The 19346-nt window shown below is 68.6% G+C and carries 18 protein-coding genes; 13 read left to right on the top strand and 5 right to left on the bottom strand.

Translation table 11 applies throughout. From position 1 onward, the window contains the following. The first annotated feature begins 191 nt into the window (after positions 1-191). From ACFCQI_RS13190 to ACFCQI_RS13140, 11 genes are all read left to right on the top strand, one after another. Entirely contained in the window at positions 192-1925 is a 1734-nt protein-coding gene (locus ACFCQI_RS13190) for a hypothetical protein (RefSeq protein WP_395117363.1), read from the top strand. Between the two features lie 20 nt (positions 1926-1945). Then, complete coding sequence (locus ACFCQI_RS13185; protein ID WP_395117361.1) at positions 1946-2854, top strand: cyclase family protein; 909 nt, start codon at positions 1946-1948, stop codon at positions 2852-2854. Positions 2855-3048: 194 nt separating this feature from the next. Beyond that, complete coding sequence (locus ACFCQI_RS13180) at positions 3049-4125, top strand: NAD(P)/FAD-dependent oxidoreductase (RefSeq protein WP_395117359.1); 1077 nt, start codon at positions 3049-3051, stop codon at positions 4123-4125. A 47-nt stretch (positions 4126-4172) separates the two neighbouring features. Then, entirely contained in the window at positions 4173-5240 is a 1068-nt protein-coding gene (locus ACFCQI_RS13175; protein WP_395117357.1) for an FAD:protein FMN transferase, read from the top strand. After that, a complete protein-coding gene (locus ACFCQI_RS13170; RefSeq protein WP_395117355.1) occupies positions 5240-7429 on the top strand; it encodes a 4Fe-4S binding protein in 2190 nt (729 codons plus the stop codon). Before ACFCQI_RS13175 ends, ACFCQI_RS13170 begins: the two co-directional genes overlap by 1 nt. A 33-nt stretch (positions 7430-7462) precedes the next feature. Continuing rightward, positions 7463-9409, top strand: coding sequence for a TAT-dependent nitrous-oxide reductase (gene nosZ / locus ACFCQI_RS13165; protein WP_395117353.1), 1947 nt, complete (start codon positions 7463-7465; stop codon positions 9407-9409). Between the two features lie 61 nt (positions 9410-9470). After that, positions 9471-10751, top strand: a complete 1281-nt coding sequence (locus ACFCQI_RS13160) for a nitrous oxide reductase family maturation protein NosD (protein WP_395117351.1) — start codon at positions 9471-9473, stop codon at positions 10749-10751. Beyond that, entirely contained in the window at positions 10735-11664 is a 930-nt protein-coding gene (locus ACFCQI_RS13155; RefSeq protein WP_395117349.1) for an ABC transporter ATP-binding protein, read from the top strand. Before ACFCQI_RS13160 ends, ACFCQI_RS13155 begins: the two co-directional genes overlap by 17 nt. Then, the gene (locus tag ACFCQI_RS13150) at positions 11661-12494 is read left to right on the top strand and encodes an ABC transporter permease (protein ID WP_395117347.1); all 834 of its coding nucleotides are present in this window, start codon (positions 11661-11663) and stop codon (positions 12492-12494) included. Before ACFCQI_RS13155 ends, ACFCQI_RS13150 begins: the two co-directional genes overlap by 4 nt. A 26-nt stretch (positions 12495-12520) precedes the next feature. Beyond that, a complete protein-coding gene (locus tag ACFCQI_RS13145; RefSeq protein WP_395117345.1) occupies positions 12521-13147 on the top strand; it encodes a nitrous oxide reductase accessory protein NosL in 627 nt (208 codons plus the stop codon). A gap of 14 nt (positions 13148-13161) precedes the next feature. Next, positions 13162-13365, top strand: coding sequence for a Sec-independent protein translocase subunit TatA (locus ACFCQI_RS13140; RefSeq protein WP_395117343.1), 204 nt, complete (start codon positions 13162-13164; stop codon positions 13363-13365). 84 nt (positions 13366-13449) lie between these two features. Here ACFCQI_RS13140 and dapE read toward each other — a convergent pair whose 3' ends face one another. The 5 genes from dapE to dapD all read right to left on the bottom strand — a co-directional run bounded on the left by dapE (position 13450) and on the right by dapD (position 17606). Continuing rightward, the gene (gene dapE, locus ACFCQI_RS13135; RefSeq protein ID WP_395117341.1) at positions 13450-14589 is read right to left on the bottom strand and encodes a succinyl-diaminopimelate desuccinylase; all 1140 of its coding nucleotides are present in this window, start codon (positions 14587-14589) and stop codon (positions 13450-13452) included. Positions 14590-14631: 42 nt separating this feature from the next. Beyond that, entirely contained in the window at positions 14632-15693 is a 1062-nt protein-coding gene (locus tag ACFCQI_RS13130) for a VIT1/CCC1 transporter family protein (protein ID WP_395117339.1), read from the bottom strand. 2 nt (positions 15694-15695) lie between these two features. Beyond that, on the bottom strand, positions 15696-16187 hold the full coding sequence (locus ACFCQI_RS13125; RefSeq protein ID WP_395121360.1) for a DUF2165 family protein: 492 nt from the start codon (positions 16185-16187) through the stop codon (positions 15696-15698). 7 nt (positions 16188-16194) lie between these two features. Next, positions 16195-16548 (bottom strand): Spx/MgsR family RNA polymerase-binding regulatory protein, encoded by a 354-nt coding sequence (locus ACFCQI_RS13120; RefSeq protein ID WP_395117336.1) that lies wholly within the window; start codon positions 16546-16548, stop codon positions 16195-16197. A gap of 101 nt (positions 16549-16649) precedes the next feature. Continuing rightward, positions 16650-17606 (bottom strand): 2,3,4,5-tetrahydropyridine-2,6-dicarboxylate N-succinyltransferase, encoded by a 957-nt coding sequence (gene dapD, locus ACFCQI_RS13115; protein ID WP_395117334.1) that lies wholly within the window; start codon positions 17604-17606, stop codon positions 16650-16652. A 28-nt stretch (positions 17607-17634) separates the two neighbouring features. Between dapD and ACFCQI_RS13110 the strand changes: the two genes are divergently transcribed. Together ACFCQI_RS13110 and tssA are read left to right on the top strand one after the other, a co-directional pair. After that, on the top strand, positions 17635-18189 hold the full coding sequence (locus tag ACFCQI_RS13110) for an NADPH-dependent FMN reductase (protein ID WP_395117332.1): 555 nt from the start codon (positions 17635-17637) through the stop codon (positions 18187-18189). Between the two features lie 89 nt (positions 18190-18278). Beyond that, a complete protein-coding gene (gene tssA, locus ACFCQI_RS13105) occupies positions 18279-19313 on the top strand; it encodes a type VI secretion system protein TssA (protein WP_395117330.1) in 1035 nt (344 codons plus the stop codon). Positions 19314-19346 lie beyond the last annotated feature (33 nt).

Raw genomic sequence — 19346 nt, 5'->3', positions numbered from 1 at the left:
AGCAACTGGTTCGCCTGTGCGATTGGCAGTCAGAGTTGCGTATCTCCCGACACCACCACAGACCCGAGGATCAAAAACAACTAGCAAGGCGGCGCAGGCGGCAGGCCTGAGCAAGGCTTGCCGCCTTCATCCGCTCAAGGCGTTGGCGCCATCCGAAAATCGAAATTACCTGACGCGACCCCTTGCCCACCATGGAACATCGACCTCGCCTCCTCGCACCTGCCAGCGTACCGCTGGTGATCGGCGTCACCAGCCACCGCAACATTCCCGCCCGCGAAGTCGACCTGGTGCGGCGCCGCGTGCGGGAATTCCTGGCGCAACTGCAGCGCGATTTTCCCGCGCTGCCGCTGGTGGTGCTGTCCGCGCTGGCCGAGGGCGGCGACCAGTTGGTGGCGGAAGAGGCGTTGGCGCTCGGCGCGCGATTGATCGCGCCGCTGCCGTTGCCGCGCGAACTCTATGTCGAGGACTTCCACCACGCGGCCACCCGCGACCGTTTCGATGCGCTCGCCGCGCGTGCCCGGGTGATCGAGCTGCCGCTGCTGCCGGACAGCACCCCCCACGGCATCGGCAGCCCTGGCCCCCAGCGCGACCGGCAGTACGGACGGGCCGGCGTGTTCATCGCACGGCACTGCCATCTGTTGCTGGCGATCTGGGACGGCAAGACGTCGACCCGGCTCGGCGGTACTGCCCAGGTGGCGGAGTTTTTTCTCAACGGCGTGATGCCGGGCCTGACCGAGCGCCGCCGCGGCGGCCGTCATCACCTGCTGGGCAGCGGCGACGAGCGGCTGGTCTGCCAGATCGTCTGCTCGCGCGATACCGACGACGGCGCGCCGCTCCCGCCACTGCAGCCAGGGCAGCTGCTATGGCGCACGCAGACCGAAGTTTCATTGCCCGACGTGCCGATGCCTGCGATGTTCCACCAGACTTTCGCGCGCATGGCCGAGTTCGACGCAGATTGCCTGAAATACCGCAGCGAGATCCACTGCAGCGCCGGTGCCGATGGGTCGCCAAGCGACACCGCGACGCTGGCGCGGCCGGAGGCGGCCCTGTTCCGTGCGGCGGACTGGCTGGCGGTGCATTTCCGCCAGCGTGTGCTGCTGGCGATGCGAACCCTCTACACGCTGGCAGCAGTCATGGCCATCGCCTTCACGATCTACGACAACCTGCCTGACCAGGACGACTTCATCTACGTATTCCTGCTGCTGTTCGCCGGCGGCGTATGGGTGGCCACGCTCGCGCGGCGACGCGGCTGGCATCGCAAATACCTGGATTACCGGGCACTGGCGGAAGGCCTGCGCGTGCAAGGCTACTGGCGCCGTGCCGGGATCTCGCTCACCGGCGACCCCGAGTTTGCACAGGACAGCTTCATGCAGAAACAGGACATCGAGCTTGGCTGGACGCGCAACGTGATGCGCAGCGCCGCACTCTGCCGCGTGCCGGGCAGCGGCAACCTGGAGAGCGAGTTGCGCGAGGTCATCAGCGAATGGGTCGGAGACGGCGCACATGGCGGCCAGGTGGACTACTTCCGCAGCAAGGCTGCGCAGCGCACGCGCCAGCATCGCTTTACCGAAATGCTGGGCTTCGCCAGCCTGCTTGCCGGCATCGGCATCAGCATCGTGCTGGCGGCGCTCGCACACCGCCTGGCCGCCGATACCAAGAACACGCTGGTGGTCATCATGGGCGTGCTGTCGATCCTCGCCGCCGTGCGCGAGGCTTATGCGTTCAAGAAGGCCGACAAGGAACTCATCAAGCAATACCGCTTCATGCAACGCATCTTCGACGAGGCGCGCAAGGCGCTGGCCCTGACCACCAACGCCACCGAGCAACGCGCCATCCTCCACGCGCTGGGCGAGGCCGCCCTGGCCGAACACGCCGAATGGGCCCTGATGCATCGCCAGCGACCGCTGGAACACGGGAGAATGTAGGCGAGACCGGAGCAAACCACATGAGTCGATCCACCGAAGAATGCCGCGCCTGTTTCGACTTCGAAGTCGACTTCTCCAACGGCGGCGGCATCCAGGGCCAGGGATTCCGGCTCGACATCGACGGCGACGACATCGACGACGCGGCGCTGGCCGACTACATCGTGCGCGACATGCGGTTGCTGATGGTCGGCGCCGTGCGCATCCTCAACAAGTCGATCATCCGCGAACGTCACAAGCGCCAGCCGCAAGCCGCGCCGGGCAACGCCGTCCGGCCGGACCTGATCGACCTCGCCCACGTCGTGCACAGCGGCGAGGAGGTCTACCCCGGTCTGCCCGCGCCCCGCGTGTCGGACCATCTCAGCCACCAGGCCAGCATCGGCCGCTACGCCGAGGGCGTGACGTTCCAGATTGCGCGCATCGACATGGTGGCCAACTCCGGCACCGCGATCGACGCACCCTCCCACCGCTACCCCGGCGCCGCCGACGTCGCCCAGCTGCCGCTCGGCGACATCGCCGACGTGGATGCCGTGGTCATCCACCTGCAGGGCATGCGCGGTCGAAGCATCGACCGCGCCGCGCTCGCGGCACTGGACGTGCGCGGGCGCGCCGTACTGCTCGATACCGGCTGGGCCGCCCGCTGGGGCACCAATGCCTACCTGCAGGCGCAACCTTTCCTCAGCCGCGACGGCGCCGAGTACCTGCGCGACCACGGCGCGGTGCTGGTCGGCATCGACGCGCTCAACATCGACGACACCGGCGATCCGCAACGCCCCGCCCACTCGATCCTGCTGGCCGCCGGCATCCCGATCGTCGAGAACCTCGCCTCACTCGCCATGCTGCCCGCCGAGAAGCTGCGCTTCTCCGCCGTGCCGATGCGCATGGCAGGCATGGGCACGTTCCCGGTGCGGGCGTGGGCGCGCCTGGGTTGAGGTAACCGGCGGCATGCGGCAGCGCTGTGCGCCGCCGGAACTCGACTGATCGCGGAGGCACCCCGTCGCGCGGCGTGCGTCAATGCCGGCGCGACATTCGACCGCATGCGCCACCCGGGCCAAGTTGACCACAGTCAAACGTGAGCGCGTGGCGCACGCGCATGATCCGCCCTGTCCACAAGCGGGCGCGATCCATGATCAGCTGCGACACCGTCATCATCGGCGCAGGCCCGGTCGGCCTGTTCCAGGTTTTCGAGCTGGGCCTGCTCGGGCTGGATGCGCACGTGGTCGATGCCGTGCCGCATGCCGGCGGGCAATGCATCGAGCTGTATCCGGACAAGCCGATCTACGACATCCCGGCGGTGCCGGTGTGCAGCGGGCACGAGCTGATCGCGCGGCTGCAGCAGCAGATCCGGCCGTTCGCGCCGCAGTTCCACCTGGGCCACACCGTCACCTCGCTGGAACGCATGCAGGACAGTCGCTTCCGCCTGCAGACCAGCGGCGGGCTGGCGTTCGACGCAGGCGCGGTGATCATCGCCGGTGGCCTGGGCGCGTTCGCACCGCGCACGCTGAACCTGCCGGAAGCCGCGCCGCTGGTGGGCCGCACGCTGCACTACAAGGTGACCCAGCCGGCGCTGTTCGACGACCAGGACATCGTGATCGCCGGCGGCGGCGACGCGGCACTGGACTGGGCGCTGGCCCTGGTCGAGCGCGCGCGCAGCGTGGTGCTGGTGCATCGCTCGTCCAGCTTCCGCGCGGCGCCGGCCAGCGTGGCACGCATGCAGGCCTTGTGCGACGAGGGGCGCATGCAGTTCTGCGAAGGCGACATCGTCGGCCTGGAAACGGCGAACGACGCACTGGCGCAGGTGCGCGTACGCACGCGAAGCGGCATGGTCCAGCGCATCGCGGCCTCGCACCTGCTGGTGTTCTGGGGCCTGCATCCGGCGCTGGGGCCGATCGCCGAATGGGGGCTGGCACTGGAACGCCAGCAACTGGTGGTGGACCCGGCGACCTTCCGGACCTCCGTGCCCGGCATCTTCGCGGTGGGCGACATCAACACCTACCCGGGCAAGAAGAAGCTGATCCTGTCGGGCTTCCATGAAAGCGCGCTGTGCGCGTTCGCCGTGCACGCGCACCTGCACCCCGGCGACAAGGTGAACCTGCAGTACACGACCACCAGCCCGGCCTTGCAGCGGCGCCTGGGCGTGCGCGATGCCGAGCGCGATGAGGTCGTCGCCGAGCCGCCGCCACGCGTGGCGGCCACGGCCTGACCTCGCCCGCCCGCACGCGTTCAATCACTCATCCCGGGAGACATCCCATGCACCGTCCCTCCGCTTCCGACGACCTGCGTTCGCCCGAACGCCGGCGCTGGCTGAAGCAGGCCGGCCAGCTCGCCATCGCCGGCGGCCTGCTGGCCGGCGGCGGCTGGGCGGTGCTCAAGCGCAAGCAGAACCTGTGGCAGGTGCGCCGGGAGCGCACGCTGATGCAGACCTCGGTGGCGGTGACCTGCCTGGCCGATGACGTGCAAGCCGCCGGCGTGGCGATCGAGGCGGCGTTCGCACGCATGGCCGCGACCGCCGCGCAGCTGACCCGCTTCGATCCCGCCAGCCCGCTGGCGCGGCTCAACCGCGATGGCCGGCTGGCGCAGGTGCCGGCGCAACTGGATGCGGTGCTGCGCCAGGCGCTGTCGCTGTCGCGACTGACCGACGGCGCGTTCGACCCGACCGTGCTGCCGGTGCTGCGCTACTTCGAAACGCTGCGCGGCACGGCGGCCACCGACGCGCACGAGCAACGCGTGGCCGAAAGCCGCGACGCGCTGGTCGGCTACCGCGACCTCGCACTCGATGCGCGCGGCGCGCGGCTGCTGCGCCCGGGCATGGCGATCACTCTGGACGGCATCGCCAAGGGCCACGTGGTCGACCAGGGCATCGCCGCGCTGCGCGGCGCCGGCATCGAGTACGGCTTGATCGACGCCGGTGGCGACATCCACGCGATCTGCGGCAACGACCCGGCGCGGCACTGGAACGTCGGCATCGTCGATCCACGCGACGTCAGCCGCGTGGCAGTGGTGCTGCAATTGCGCAACGCGGCGGTGTCGACGTCCGGCAATTACCGCGTGTTCTTCTCCGCCGACCGGCGCCTGTTCCACATCGTCAACCCGCGCACCGGCTGGTCGCCGCAAAGCTATTCGAGCGTGACCGTGATGGCGCAGCGTTCGGTGCTGGCCGACGGCATGAGCACGGCGGCGTTCTCGCTGGAGCTGCCGCGCCTGTCCGCACTGATGGACGCGCAGGATCAGCAGTGGCTGGCGTTCTCGCGCACGGGCGGGCAGCGTTGGCGCTCGCGCGACCTGCCGCTGATTGCCGGCACGGCGGAGCGCGTGTGATGCGCTTGTCACGCCCGCTCGTCACCCGCCTGCTGCTGGCGCTGTGCCTGTTGTTGCCGGCACCCGCCGCGCTGGCCGGCATCGATGGGAAGCACCCGCAGTTGCACGAGGTATTTCCGCAGGCCACCCGCTACGGCGACATCGAAGGCACGCCGCCGGCCGCCGCGGTGTACCAGGGCGACAAGATCATCGGCTACGCGTTCGAGACGGTGATGGTGGCGCCGGTGCCGGCCTACTCGGGCGCGCCGATCAACCTGCTGGTGTCGATCGGCATCGACGGCAGCATCCGCGACGCCCGCGTGCTGGAGCAGCACGAGCCGATCCTGCTGGTCGGCATCCCGGTGCAGAAACTGTACGACTTCGTGGCGCGCTACATCGGCCACCGCGTCGACGACCAGATCGTGGTCGGCGGCGGCGCCAGCGGCAGCGTGCGCATCGACGCGATCAGCAGCGCCACGGTGACCTCGATGGTGGTCAACGAGACGATCATGAACTCGGCGCTGAAGGTGGCCGCCTCGCGCAAGCTGATCGCCGGCGCGACCGACACCGACGCCAGGACCGCGGCGGTGCGCACCGACTACTACCAGCGGGCCGACTGGGACACGCTGACCGGCAACGGCGCGATCGCCCACCTGCAGCTCAAGCGCCAGGCGATCACCGACGCCTTCAAGGGCCAGCCGGAGAGCGGCCTGGTCGACGATCCCACCGCGCCGGCGCCCGGCCACGAGGGCGATGTCTTCATCGACCTGTACTTCGCCGACGTCACCCCGCCCACGGTGGGCCGCAACCTGCTCGGCCCGACCGCCCACGCCGACCTGATGAAGCAGCTCAAGCCCGGCGACTCGGCGATCGCGGTGATGGCCAACGGCATCTATTCGTTCAAGGGCGTGGGTTATGTGCGCGGCGGCATCTTCGACCGCGTGCACGTGCTGCAGGACGGCAAGCTGGTGCTGTTCAAGGACACCGACCTGGTGCAGTTGAACGACACCCCGCTGCGTGGCAAGCCGGCGTTCGCCGAGCAGGCGATCTTCATCGTGCGCAACAGCGGCAGCGGTTTCGACGCGACCCGGCCGTGGACGTTGCAACTGATGGTGAACCGCCAGGTCGGCCCGCTGCAGAGCATCTACCACACCTTCACCCGCGACTACCGCATGCCGGCGGTCTACACCACCCGACCGGAGAGCAGCACCGACTCGCAGTCCGATGCACTGCCGGCCGACGCCGCACTGTGGCAGAAGATCTGGTACGGCCGGCGCATCGACATCGCCGTGCTGCTGGCGGGGCTGACCGTGCTGACGCTGGTCCTGCTGTTCCAGGACTGGCTGGTGACGCGGCCCGTGCTGCTCGAACGCGTGCGCACCGGTTTCCTGATCTACACGCTGGTGTTCATCGGCTGGCACGGGCTGGCGCAGCTGTCGGTGGTGAACATCTTCACCTTCATCCAGTCGGTGCTGCACGGCTTCCATTGGGAAACCTTCCTGATGGACCCGCTGATCTTCATCCTGTGGGTATTCGTCGCCGCCACCCTGCTGCTGCTCGGGCGCGGCGTGTACTGCGGATGGCTGTGCCCGTTCGGTGCGCTGCAGGTGCTGGTGAACAAGGCGGCCAAGCGGCTGCACGTGCCGCAGTTCGAGTTTCCGCGGGCGGTGCACGAGCGGTTGTGGGCGCTCAAGTACGTCATCCTGCTGGTGCTGTTCGGCATGTCGCTTCAGTCGCTCAACACGGCCGAGCACTACGCCGAGATCGAGCCGTTCAAGACCACGTTCACGCTGCACTTCGCGCGCTCGTGGAGCTACGTGCTCTACGCGGTGCTGCTGGTCGGCGTATCCGCGTTCAACCACAAGTTCTATTGCCGCTATGTCTGCCCGCTGGGTGCCGGACTGGCCGTGTCCGGACGCTGGCGATTGTTCGAATGGCTGCGCCGACGCCCCGAGTGCGGCAGCCCCTGCCAGGTCTGCGCCAACGAGTGCGAGGTCAAGGCGATCCATGCGGATGGCCGCATCGACTTCAACGAATGCCACTACTGCCTGGATTGCCAGGTCACCCGCGTCAACGATCACAAGTGCCCGCCGATGGTGCAGCAGCGCAAGAAGCGCGAACGCGCCGCGCGGCCGTTGCCCACACCGATCGCGCTGATTACCCCGGCGAACGCGCCGGAAACCCGAGAGTCGGCGCCCGTCGTCGACTGATCCCCACCTCACCTGCCTCTGCGGATGGAAGCCATGCACGACGAATCGAAAATCAAACCCGAAGCAATCGAGGAAGGCGCCGACCCCGCGCGTCGCAACTTCATCAGGACGAGCGCGCTGGCCGGCCTGGCCGGTGCGGCGGGACTGGCACTGGCGGGCTGCGGTCGCAAGGGGGACCACGGTGGCGCGGAAGGTGCCGCCGCCGGACACGATGGCGAACGCCAGCGCGAGCACGGCGAGCACGAAGCCGCCTCCGACCATGTGCCGCCCGGCCAGCTCGACGAGTACTACGGCTTCTGGAGCGGCGGCCAGTCCGGCGAGGTGCGCCTGGTCGGCGTGCCCTCGATGCGCGAGCTGATGCGCATCCCGGTGTTCAACCCCGACTTCACCATCGGCTGGGGCGTCACCAACGAGAGCAAGCGCGTGCTCGGGCCGAACTTCCCGCCCGGCGGCGACTGCCACCACCCGCACATGAGCCAGACCGACGGCCACTACGACGGCCGCTACATCTTCATCAACGACAAGGCGCACACCCGCGTCGCGCGCATCCGCTGCGACGTGATGCGCACCGACCGCATCACCGACGTGCCCAACGTGCAGGCGATCCACGGCCTGCGCGTGCAGCGCGCGCCGCGCACCGGCTACGTGTTCGCCAACGGCGAGTTCCTGGTCCCGGCGCCGAACGACGGGCGCGACCTGGACGATCCGAAAAAGTACCAGACCATGTTCAGCGCGCTCGACGGCGACACCATGGAAGTCGTCTGGCAGGTGCTGGTGGACGGCAACTTGGACAACACCGAGGCCGACTACGCCGGCAAGTACGCCATCTCCACCTGCTACAACAGCGAGGGCGGCATGGACCTGCCCGGCACGATGCAGGCCGAGCGCGACTGGGCGGTGGTGTTCAACATCGCGCGCATCGAGGCAGCGGTGAAGAAGGGCGAGTTCAAGACCATCGGCAGCTCCAAGGTGCCGGTGCTGGACGGTCGCCACGGCTCGCCGCTGACCCTCTACATCCCGATCCCGAAGAACCCGCACGGCATCAACGCCAGCCCCGACGGCAAGTACGTGGTGGCCAACGGCAAGCTCTCGCCCACCGTCACCGTGATGGAGTGGAGCCGCATCGACGACTGCTTCGCCGGCAAGCTCAAGGACCCGCGCGATACGGTGGTGGCCGAGCCCGAACTGGGCCTGGGTCCGTTGCACACCGCCTACGACGGCCGCGGCAACGCCTACACCACGCTGTTCATCGACAGCCAGATCGCCAAGTGGAACATCGCCGACGCGATCGCCGCCCACGACGGCAAGAAGGTCAACTACCTGCGCCAGAAGATCGACGTGGCCTACCAGCCCGGCCACTGCCACACCTCGATGGGCGAGACCCGCGACGCCGACGGCAAGTGGCTGGTGTCGCTGAACAAGTTCTCCAAGGACCGCTTCCTGCCCACCGGCCCGCTGCATCCGGACAACGACCAGCTGATCGACATCTCCGGCGAGACCATGAAGCTGGTCGCCGACGGCCCGGTCTACGCCGAACCGCACGACGTGATCCTGCTGCACCGGCGGTTGCTGATCGACAAGGTCAGGAAGAGCTGGGACCGCGACGATCCGTTCTTCGCCGAGACGGTGGCCATGGCCAAGCGCCACGGCGTCAACGTGCTGTCCGACAGCAAGGTCATCCGCGAGGGCCGCAAGGTGTTCGTGTACATGACCTCGGCCGCGCCGATCTTCAGCATGGGCAGCTTCAAGGTGAAGAAGGGCGACGAGGTGACCGTGGTGGTGACCAACATCGACGCGGTGGAGGACGTCAGCCACGGCTTCTGCATCGTCAACTACGGCATCAACATGGAGATCAGCCCGGGCGCCACCGCCTCGGCCACCTTCACCGCCGACAAGGCGGGGGTGTTCTGGTACTACTGCACGTTCTTCTGCCATGCGATGCACATGGAGATGAGCGGGCGGATGCTGGTGGAGGCGTGAGCCGCGCCGTGCCGTCGCGCAGCGCGCGGCGGCACGGCCTGGCCTTTCCGGTCCCATGCATATGCTTCGTTTCCTTGCCGCCCTGGCGCTGGCGCTACTGCTGGCGGCATCGGTGCATGCGCAAGACTCACTGGAGCAGATCGTGGCCGCGGCAACGCCGGGCGCCACCGTCCGCGTGCCGGCCGGCGTGCACGTGGTGCACCTGCGGCTGGACAAACCCATCACCCTGGTCGGCGAATCCGGCGCGATCCTCGACGGCGGCGGCGAAGGCGACGTGGTGCGCATCGGCGCCGCGCAGGTCTCCGTACGCGGGTTGACCATCCGTCATAGCGGCACCGATCTCACCGCGATGAACGCCGGCATCTTCGTCGAGCGCCAGGCACGCGACGTCACGCTCGAGGGCAACCGCATCGAGGAGAGCCTGTTCGGCGTCTACCTCGACGGCGCGGCCAACGTGCGGGTTGCGCGCAACGTGATCCGCGGCATGCGCTCGCTGCGCGTGGCCGACCGCGGCGACGGCATCCACATGTGGAACGACACCGGCTGCACCATCGAGGGCAACGACGTGGCCGATGCGCGCGACGGCATCTACGTCTACGTCAGCCCACACAACACGATCGCGCGCAACGTGGTGCATGGCGTGCGCTACGGCATCCACTACATGTATTCGCAGCACAACCTGCTGCAGGACAACGTCAGCCGCGGCAACCTCGCCGGCTATGCACTGATGTCGTCCGATCACCTCCAGGTGATCGGCAATACCGCCGAGGACGATGATTCCTACGGCTTCCTGCTCAACTACATCTCGCACAGTGAAATCGCCGGCAACCAGGTACGCCGCATCAATGGCCAGCGCGACATGCAGGGCGGGCTGATCGACGGCACCGAGGGCAAGGGGCTGTTCGTCTATCTGTCGCAGTTCAACACCCTCCACGACAACCTCGCCGCCGACTCGCAGATCGGCATCCACATGACTGCCGGCTCGGAGAACAACCGCCTGTGGGGCAACCGCTTCGTGGGCAACCGCATCCAGGTGAAGTACGTGCAGAACCTCGCCCAGGAATGGTCGGCGAACCGCCGCGGCAATTTCTGGAGCGACTACCTCGGCTGGGACCTGGACGCCGACGGCATCGGCGACGTGCCGTTCCGCCCCAACGACGGCGTCGACGTACTGCTGTGGAAATACCCCTCCGCACGCAACCTGATGTCCAGCCCCGCGGTGCTGCTGCTGCGCTACGTGCAACGCGCGTTCCCGGTGTTCACGCCGCCATCGGTGCAGGACAGCCACCCGCTCATGCAAGCCCCCGCCTCCTTCCGGCCCGACCATGAACCACGCGATTGAATTCGAGGCGCTGGCCAAGCACTACGGCACGCTCGCTGCGCTCGACGGCGTCAGCGCCTGCGTGCCGCGCGGCCAGGTGATCGGCCTGCTCGGCCACAACGGCGCCGGCAAGTCGACCCTGATCAAGCTGATCCTCGGCCTGATCGCGCCCAGCGGCGGCCGCCTCGCCGTGCTCGGCCAGTCACCGTGGCGCGCGCACGCCTTGCGCCGGCGCATCGGCTACCTGCCCGAGAGCGCCACCTTCTACGGCAACCTCACCGGCCGCGAGCTGCTCGACTACCTGGCCCGGCTGAAGCAGGCGCCGCGCGCCCAGGCGCAGGCGCTGCTGGAACGCGTCGGCCTGGCGCACGCCGCCGACCGGCGCATCGGCACCTACTCCAAGGGCATGCGCCAGCGCCTCGGCCTCGCGCAGGCCTTGCTCGGCTCGCCGGAACTGGTGCTGCTGGATGAACCGACCACCGGTCTCGACCCGCAGGCCACCCGCGAGCTTTACCGGATCGTCGGCGAGCTGCGCGCGGACGGCCGCTGCGTGCTGGTCTCCTCGCACCTGCTGGCCGAACTGGAACCGCACATCGACGGCGCGCTGATCCTGCGCCAGGGCAAGTTGCTCGCCGCCGGCAGCCTGGCCGCACTCGGCGAACAGGCGGCACTGCCCGCCCACATGCTGCTGCGTCCGCACGAGAACGCCGGCGCCGAACTGATGACCCAGCTGGCTGCGCGCGGCCTGGCCGCGCAGTCGCGGCCCGATGGCCGACTGGAGCTGCAGGTGCCGCGCGAAGCCAAGCTGCGTACGCTGCGCGAACTCCTCGCCAACCCTGCCATCGCCGACCTCGACGTACGCGAGCCGACGCTGGCGCAGTTGTACGACTGGCTCGGCGCCGGCCCGCAGCCCGCCGCGGAGGCCCGCGCATGAACAGCATTTTCATCGTCGCCTGGAAGGAGTTCCGCGACGACTTCCGCAACCGCTGGACGGTGGCGCTCACGATATTGTTCGCGCTGCTGGCGCTGGGCATCGCCTGGTTCGGCAGTGCCGCCGCCGGCCGGGTCGGCTTCACGTCGTTCGACGCCACGCTGGCCAGCCTGACCACGCTGGGCGCCTTCGTGATCCCGCTGATCGGCCTGCTGATCGCCTACGACACCATCGTCGGCGAGCGCGACGACGGCACCTTGCTGCTGATGCTCAGCTACCCGCTGGCGCGCGGCCAGCTGGTCGCCGGCAAGTTCCTCGGCCACTGCGGCGCGCTGGCCGCCGCCACGCTGGCGGGTTTCGGCCTGGCGGTGGCGATCATGCAGCTGATGCAGCCGCCCGCGCAGACGCTGCAGGCGTGGCTGCACATCGGCCGCTTCATCCTCAGCGCCTCGCTGCTGGGCGCCTGCTTCGTCGGGCTGGCCTGCCTGATCAGCGTGCAGACCACCGACAAGTCGCGCGCCGCCGGACTGGCACTGGTCGGCTGGCTGGTGAGCGTGGTGCTGTTCGACCTGGCGCTGCTGGCGCTGCTGGTGGTCAGCGGCGGCAACCCGGTCGAGCGCGCGGTGTATCCGTACCTGCTGCTGTTCAACCCGGTCGACGTGTTCCGCCTGGTCAACCTCACCGCGCTGGGCGACGGCGCCGGCAACGACCTGCTGACCGGCATGACCGCCCACCACGTCTATCCGCCAGCCCTGCTCTACGCGCTGCTGCTGGGCTGGGCGGTGGCGCCGTTCGCCTGGGCGATGCTCGCGTTCCGGCGCAAGGAAATCTGAAGGAGTTCGCACATGCCTGCTTGCCGATGACCAACCTGCGCCGCGCTGTCTTCGTGCTGGCGCTGGCCGTGCTGGCCGGTTGCGGCGGCAATCCCGCACCCGCACGCCACGCCGTCGACACCCACCCGGACGATGCCTGCGCGGTGTGCGGCATGTACCTGGACGGCTCGCCCGGCCCGCGCGCCGAGGCCTGGATCAGCGGCCGCGCCAAGCCGCTGGTGTTCGATTCCACCCGCGACTTTTTCGCCTACGTGCTGCAACCGGAAAACCAGTCCGCGCTGCAGGAACTGTTCGTGCAGGACAGCGCGCGCATCGACTGGCAGCAACCCGCCCACGCCGCCGCCAGCTTCATCGACGCGCGCACCGCAGTCTACGTGGCCTGGCAGCCGCTGGCCGGCTCGATGGGACCGACCCTGGCGCCGTTCGCCAGCCGCGCTGTCGCGGAAACATTCGCACGCGAGCATGGCGGCGCCGTGCTCGACTTCGCCGAGATCACGCCCGCACTGGTGGCCACGCTGGACTACCGCTGCCCCGCCCGGGCCAGCGGCGCTCACGGCACGCTGCAATGCCTCGCTGCGCCCACGCCGTCGCTCGGCCTGTCGAGCCATCCGCAAGCCGCGCTTTCGCCGGCGCATCCACGCCCCCACCCATGACAGGAACCCGCAACATGCCCGCACTGGAGAGTTTCTCGCACTGGATCGTGCTGCTCGTACTGGCAGTGCTGATCTTCGGCACCGGCAAGCTGCGCAACGTCGGCCGCGACGTCGGCAGCGCCATCGCCGATTTCCGCCAGGGGCTCAAGGGCGGCCAGCCGCACGAGGCCACGCCGCCGACGGTGCGGCGGGATGCGGATGGCGAACCACGACCCTGAGGCGCTGATCCGGATGCGTTGACTTGCCTGATGCAGGCACCGCCACGGCGGTCGAGACTCGCCTGTTGAAGCGTCATCGTCAGGTCAGGTCCGGGCCAGCAACCGCTCGCACAACGCCCGATACACCGCCGGCAGTTTCTCCAGCTCCGCCACGTCCACGCACTCGTCCACCTTGTGGATGGTGGCGTTGACCGGGCCGAGCTCGACGACTTCGGCACCCATCGGGGCAATGAAGCGGCCGTCCGAGGTGCCGCCGCCGGTGCTCTGTTCGGGATCGATGCCGCACAGCTCGCGGCAGACTGCCACCACGGTTTCGCGCAACACGCCGCCGGGCGGGGTGAGGAAGGGTTCGCCGGAGAGATTCCAGTCGAGTGCGAAGTCGAGTCCATGGCGATGCAGGATCGCCTCGGTGCGCGCGCGCAGGTCGTCGGCGCGACTGGCGGTGCAGTAGCGGAAATTGATCAGCGCCACGAGTTCACCGGGGATCACGTTGTTCGCGCCGGTGCCGGCGTTGAGGTTGGAGACCTGGAACGAGGTGGGCGGGAAATCCGCATTGCCCTCGTCCCAGCGCTCGGCGGCGAGTTCGGCCAGGGCGGGAGCGAAGGCGTGGATCGGGTTGAGCGCCTTCTCGGGATACGCCACGTGGCCTTGCACGCCCCGCACGACGAGCGCGCCGGACAGCGAGCCGCGACGTCCGACGCGAATCAGGTCGCCAAGTGTTTCCTTCGAGGATGGCTCGCCCACCACGCACCAGTCGATGCGCTCGCCGCGCCCGCGGAAATGCTCGACCACGCGGCGCACCCCGTAGAGATTGGTCGGACCTTCCTCGTCGCTGGTCAGCAGCAGGCCGAGTCGGCCGCGATGATCGGGATGCGCGGCCACGAACTGCTCCAGCGCGACCACCATCGCCGCCACCGAGCCTTTCATGTCCGCCGCGCCGCGGCCGTATAGACGGCCATCGCGGATGGTCGGTTCGAACGGCGGGCTTTGCCACGCGGCTTCCGGACCGCTGGGCACCACGTCGGTGTGGCCGAGAAAGGCCAGTGTCGGACCGGCGGCGCCATGGGTGACCCACAGGTTGTCGACCTCGCCGTAGCGCAGGTGCTCGACGTGGAAGCCGGCGTGTTCCAGGCGCTCGCCGATCAAGGGCAGGCAACCGGCGTCTTCCGGCGTCACCGAACGACGGCGGATGAGGTCGCGGGCAAGTTCGAGCACGTCGGACATGGGGTTCCTGCGCAGTGCCGGGGGATGCCGCAGCATACCAAGCTAGCTCAGCACCACGCCCAGCAAATGCCCCACGCCAAAAGTGATCGCGGCCGCGACACTGGTGATGACGAATTGCCGGGCGATCGAGAACAGCATGCTGCGCCCGGTGAACAGCGAGGTGCCGATGCCGATCAGCGCCAATCCGCCAGCAGTGGAAGCCACGCTGGCCAGCAATGCCGCTTGTCCGCCCAGAAAGAAATACGGCGCCACCGGAAACAGCGCGCCGCAGGCGAACAGGCAGAACGAGGAGATCGCCGCGCCGTAGGCCGAGCCGCCCAGCTCGGCCGGGTCGACGCCGAGATCCTCGCGCACCAGCATGTCCAGCGCCGCGCGCGGCGTTTCGGTCACGTGTTCGGCGAGGTGCTCGGCCGCCGCCGGTTCCAGCCCCTTGTCGCGATAGATGCCGGCGATGTGTTCGCGGCCATCTTCCGGGGCCACCGCCAGGCGTTCGGCGCGCTCGGTGATCTGCGCCTGGTAGAACTCGCGCGAGCTGTTGACCGACAGCCACTCGCCCAGGGCCATCGAGCACGCGCCTGCGACCAGGCCGGCCAGGCCGGCCAGCAGCACGGCGCGATCGCCGGTGGCGGCGCCGGCCATGCCCATCACCAGGCTGACGTTGGACACCAGCCCGTCGTTGGCGCCGAGCACGGCGGCGCGCAAGGTGTTGCCGCTCTGCGCGCGATGGCGCAACCCGTGCGGACCGGCCGGACGCGGCAACGGAAAGTGGTCGCGGTGGCCGCTGCGGTCGACCGGCGTGGCCTCATGATCCGCGTGCGCCAACCGCACCACGGTCGGCATCACGAACTCGGTGCCAAAGCGTCGCGCAAACCAGCTGAGCGCGCGCACGCGCAGGCCGATCCGCTGCCGCGGCACGGCCTCGCCCAGTTCGCGCAGGCGCGCCTCCCAGAATTGCGCATTGCCGCGCTCGCCCGCGGCGATGCGCCGGTAGGCGTGCTGAAGTTGCGGGTCGTCGGCCAGCTCGGCCAGCCGCGCGTACAGCGCGGCGTTGTCGCGCTCGATGCGCAGGTTGTTGCGGAAGCGGCGGGTGCGGCCGTGGGTCATCGTCAATCACCGAGCTCGTCGTCATGCTGGCCGAGCCAGACCAGCGCCAGCAGCAACACGACGACGAAGCGGAACGCGCTGCCCAGCCCGTTCCACTGCGTGGACATCCACATGCCGAACCATTCGCCGCCGATCGCCATGAAGCCGCCCAGCCACAACAGCACGCCGACGCCCAGGCCGGCCACGGCGAGCTGACCGGCGCACCGGAACGCCGTCGCGGGCGCACGGCGCGCGCGCCACATGCGCCAGGCGCCGGCGCCGCACAGCACGGCGGCCAGTGCTTCGGCGGCGATGATCAGAACGTAGGCGGCATGCTGCAGCAGCGGTGCATGGATCGCGCGGTAGTGGATGGCGGCGCCGGGGAAGATCGAATCCATCGCCAGCACATGCCGCACGAAGACCAGGTTGCTGCCGTAGTCGGTGAGGTTGCCGAACGCGACCAGCGCCAGCCACAGTGCGATCGTCGCCACCAACCCGATCTTCGAAAGCCGCATCGACACGTCAGCGCCCGAACAGCTTCTTGAAGCCGTTGTCGGTGAAGCCCACGCTCACCGTGCCGTCGTCCCGCACCACCACCGGACGGCGGATCAGCGCGGGATATTCCTTCAGCAGCAGTGTCCACTCCGGGTCGCTGCCGGGGTTCTTGCGTTGCGGCAGCAGGTTGCGCCACGTGGTGGAGGACTTGTTGACCAGCTTCTCCCAGCCGCCGAGCTGCGCCGCCCAGTCCTTCAGCGTCGACGCCGGCAGCGGGTTGGCGCGGTAGTCGACGAAATCATGCGGCACCTCGAAGCGGACCAGCCAGTTGCGCGCCTTGCGGCAGGTGTCGCAAGTGGGCAATCCATAAACAGTCGTCATCCCGATCTTCCTTCCTGTAGGAGCCCGCTCGCGGGCGATGCTCTTGCTTCTGCGAATCCCGAATCCCGATGCCCGCCAGGGCATCGACCGCGAGCGGGCTCCTATGTGGCAGCTCGCAGGAGGTCGTTGATGCTGGTCTTGCTGCGGGTTTTTTCATCCACCTGCTTGACGATGATGGCGGCGTACAGGCTGTGCGAGCCGTCTTTCGCCGGCAGGCTGCCGGCCACCACCACGCTGCCGGCCGGTACGCGGCCGTAGCTCACCTCGCCGGTCGCGCGGTTGTAGATGCGGGTGGACTGGCCCAGGAAAACCCCCATGCCGATCACGCTGCCCTTCTCCACCACCACGCCCTCGACCACCTCGGAGCGCGCGCCGATGAAGCAGCCGTCCTCAATGATGGTGGGGTTGGCCTGCAACGGCTCCAGCACGCCGCCGATGCCGACGCCGCCGGACAGGTGCACGCCCGCGCCGATCTGCGCGCAGGAACCCACCGTGGCCCAGGTGTCGACCATGGTGCCGGCGCCGACGCAGGCGCCGATGTTGACGTAGCTGGGCATCAGCACCGCGTCCTTCGCGATGTGCGCGCCGCGGCGCACCAGCGCGCCGGGCACCACGCGCGCACCGAGCTGCTGCAGTTCGGCGTCATTGCCGTGGGCGAAGCGCAGCGGCACCTTGTCGAACGCCTGCGCCGGGCCGCCGTCGACCACGCGGTTGTCGTTGATGCGGAAGTACAGCAGCACGGCCTTCTTGAGCCACTGGTTCACCGTCCAGCCGCCGTGGCCGTCCGGCTCGGCGACGCGGCGCTCGCCGGATTCGAGCAGGTCGAGCACCTGCCCCACGGCCGGCCGCAGATGGCTTTCGATCTCGGATGGGGTGAGTGCGTGGCGGCGCTCGAAGGCGTCGTCGATCAGGGTTTCGATGGATTGCATGGCGATTCGATTCGGTCGATGAAAGGCGGCCGCTGCGGCGAACGGCAAAGAGTACAGGCTGCCAGCGCGGGTGCGGCCGGGTTCATGCGCTTTTAACCCGACGGCGCAGTACATTGGCTGGACGTCCATTCTTCCACATCCCCACGAGGAGCCGAACATGAGCCAGATCAAGATTGCCGTGCTGGTAGGCAGCCTGCGTGCAGATTCGTTCAACCGCCGACTGGCCCGCGCAGTGGAGAAACTGGCACCGGGCGACCTTGCGTTCCGCCACATCCAGATCAACGACCTGCCGCTGTACTCGCAGGATTTCGACGCCGCCTACCCGGCCACCGCCACGCGGCTGAAGAAGGATATCGAAGGGGCGGACGGGCTGCTGTTCGTCACGCCCGAGTACAACCGCTCGATCCCGGGCGTGCTGAAGAACGCGATCGACATCGCCTCGCGCCCCTGGGGCACCAACTCGTTCGCCGGCAAACCGGCGGCGGTGATCGGCACCTCGATCGGCTCGACCGGCACCGCGATGGCGCAGCAGCACCTGCGCAACGTGCTGGCCTACCTGGACGTGCCCACGCTGGCCCAGCCGGAGGTATTCATCCACTTCAAGGAGGATCTGATCGCCGATGACGGCAGCGTCGCCAACGACTCCACGCGCAAGTTCCTGCAAGGTTTCGTCGATGATTACGTGGCCTGGATTCGCCGCTTTGCACGTTGATCCCGGCGTCGCCGGCCACTACGCCTGCGACTGGTTTTGCGCCGCCGATGGGCGATAATGGGGGACCATTCGACCACGGGGGGAGATCCATGGCGCGATACAATCTGGAGCCGTTGCTGGCCCCGGTATCCGACGAATCGCCGGCCGGACCGGATCTCGAGTACGACCCGGAGTTTCTCGCCCTGGAGCGCGCCGCCGCGCCCAAGGCCGAGCGCGCCGTGGGCGACGCGGTCAAGGCTGCCGAGGAGCCGGACTGGGAGAAAGTCGTCGAGCTGTCCGAGGCGATCCTGCAACGCTCCAAGGATTTGCGCCCGGCGGTGCACCTGACCACGGCCTGGATGCGCAGCTCCGGCATGCCCGGCTGGAGCGCCGGGCTGGGGCTGATCCGCGGCCTGCTGGAACAATTCTGGGACACCGTGCATCCGCAGCTGGACGCGGAGGACGACAACGACCCGACCATGCGCGTCAACGCGGTGGTGCCGCTGAACGACCTGCAGGGTGTGCTCGGTTATTTCCGCACCACGCCGTTCGTGCAGTCGCCGCGCATGGGCCGTTTCAGCCTGCGCGACCTGCGCATCGCCAACGGCACGCTGAAGGTCACCACGCCCGGCGACGGCCCCGAGCCGAGCATCACCGAGATGGAAGCGTGCTGCATGGATTGCGCGGAGGAGGAGCTGGTCCAGACCACCGCCGCGATCAGCGAGTCACTGGAGCATGCCAAGGCCATCGACGCCCTGTTCAACGACCACGTCGGCACGATGGGTCCGGACTTCAAGAACCTGCTCAGCGACATCTACGAGCTGAAGAAATTCCTCGACCCGCAGCTGGCGCGTCGACTGCCGGCCGAAGTGCAAGGCGAAGGGGCTGGCGAAGGCGGCGCGGAGGGTGGTGCACCGAACGCGGCGCGGGCCTCGGGTCCGATCGCCGGGCCGCAGGACGTGATGCGCCGGCTCGACGAGATCTGCGACTACTACACGCGCTGCGAACCCTCCAGCCCGGTACCGCTGCTGTTGCGGCGCGCACAGCGGCTGGTCGGCATGGATTTCATGGACCTGCTCAGGGATCTCGCGCCGGGCGGCATTTCCGAACTGCGCGTGGTGTCGGGTACGCCGGAAGACGAATAGCCCGCCGCCGGGAACAAGTCCGGCGGGCGCGGC

The sequence above is a fragment of the Rhodanobacter sp. FW102-FHT14D06 genome (assembly GCF_043950705.1).
Classification (GTDB): Bacteria; Pseudomonadota; Gammaproteobacteria; order Xanthomonadales; family Rhodanobacteraceae; genus Rhodanobacter.
This window is presented reverse-complemented; position numbering and strand designations above follow the sequence as displayed.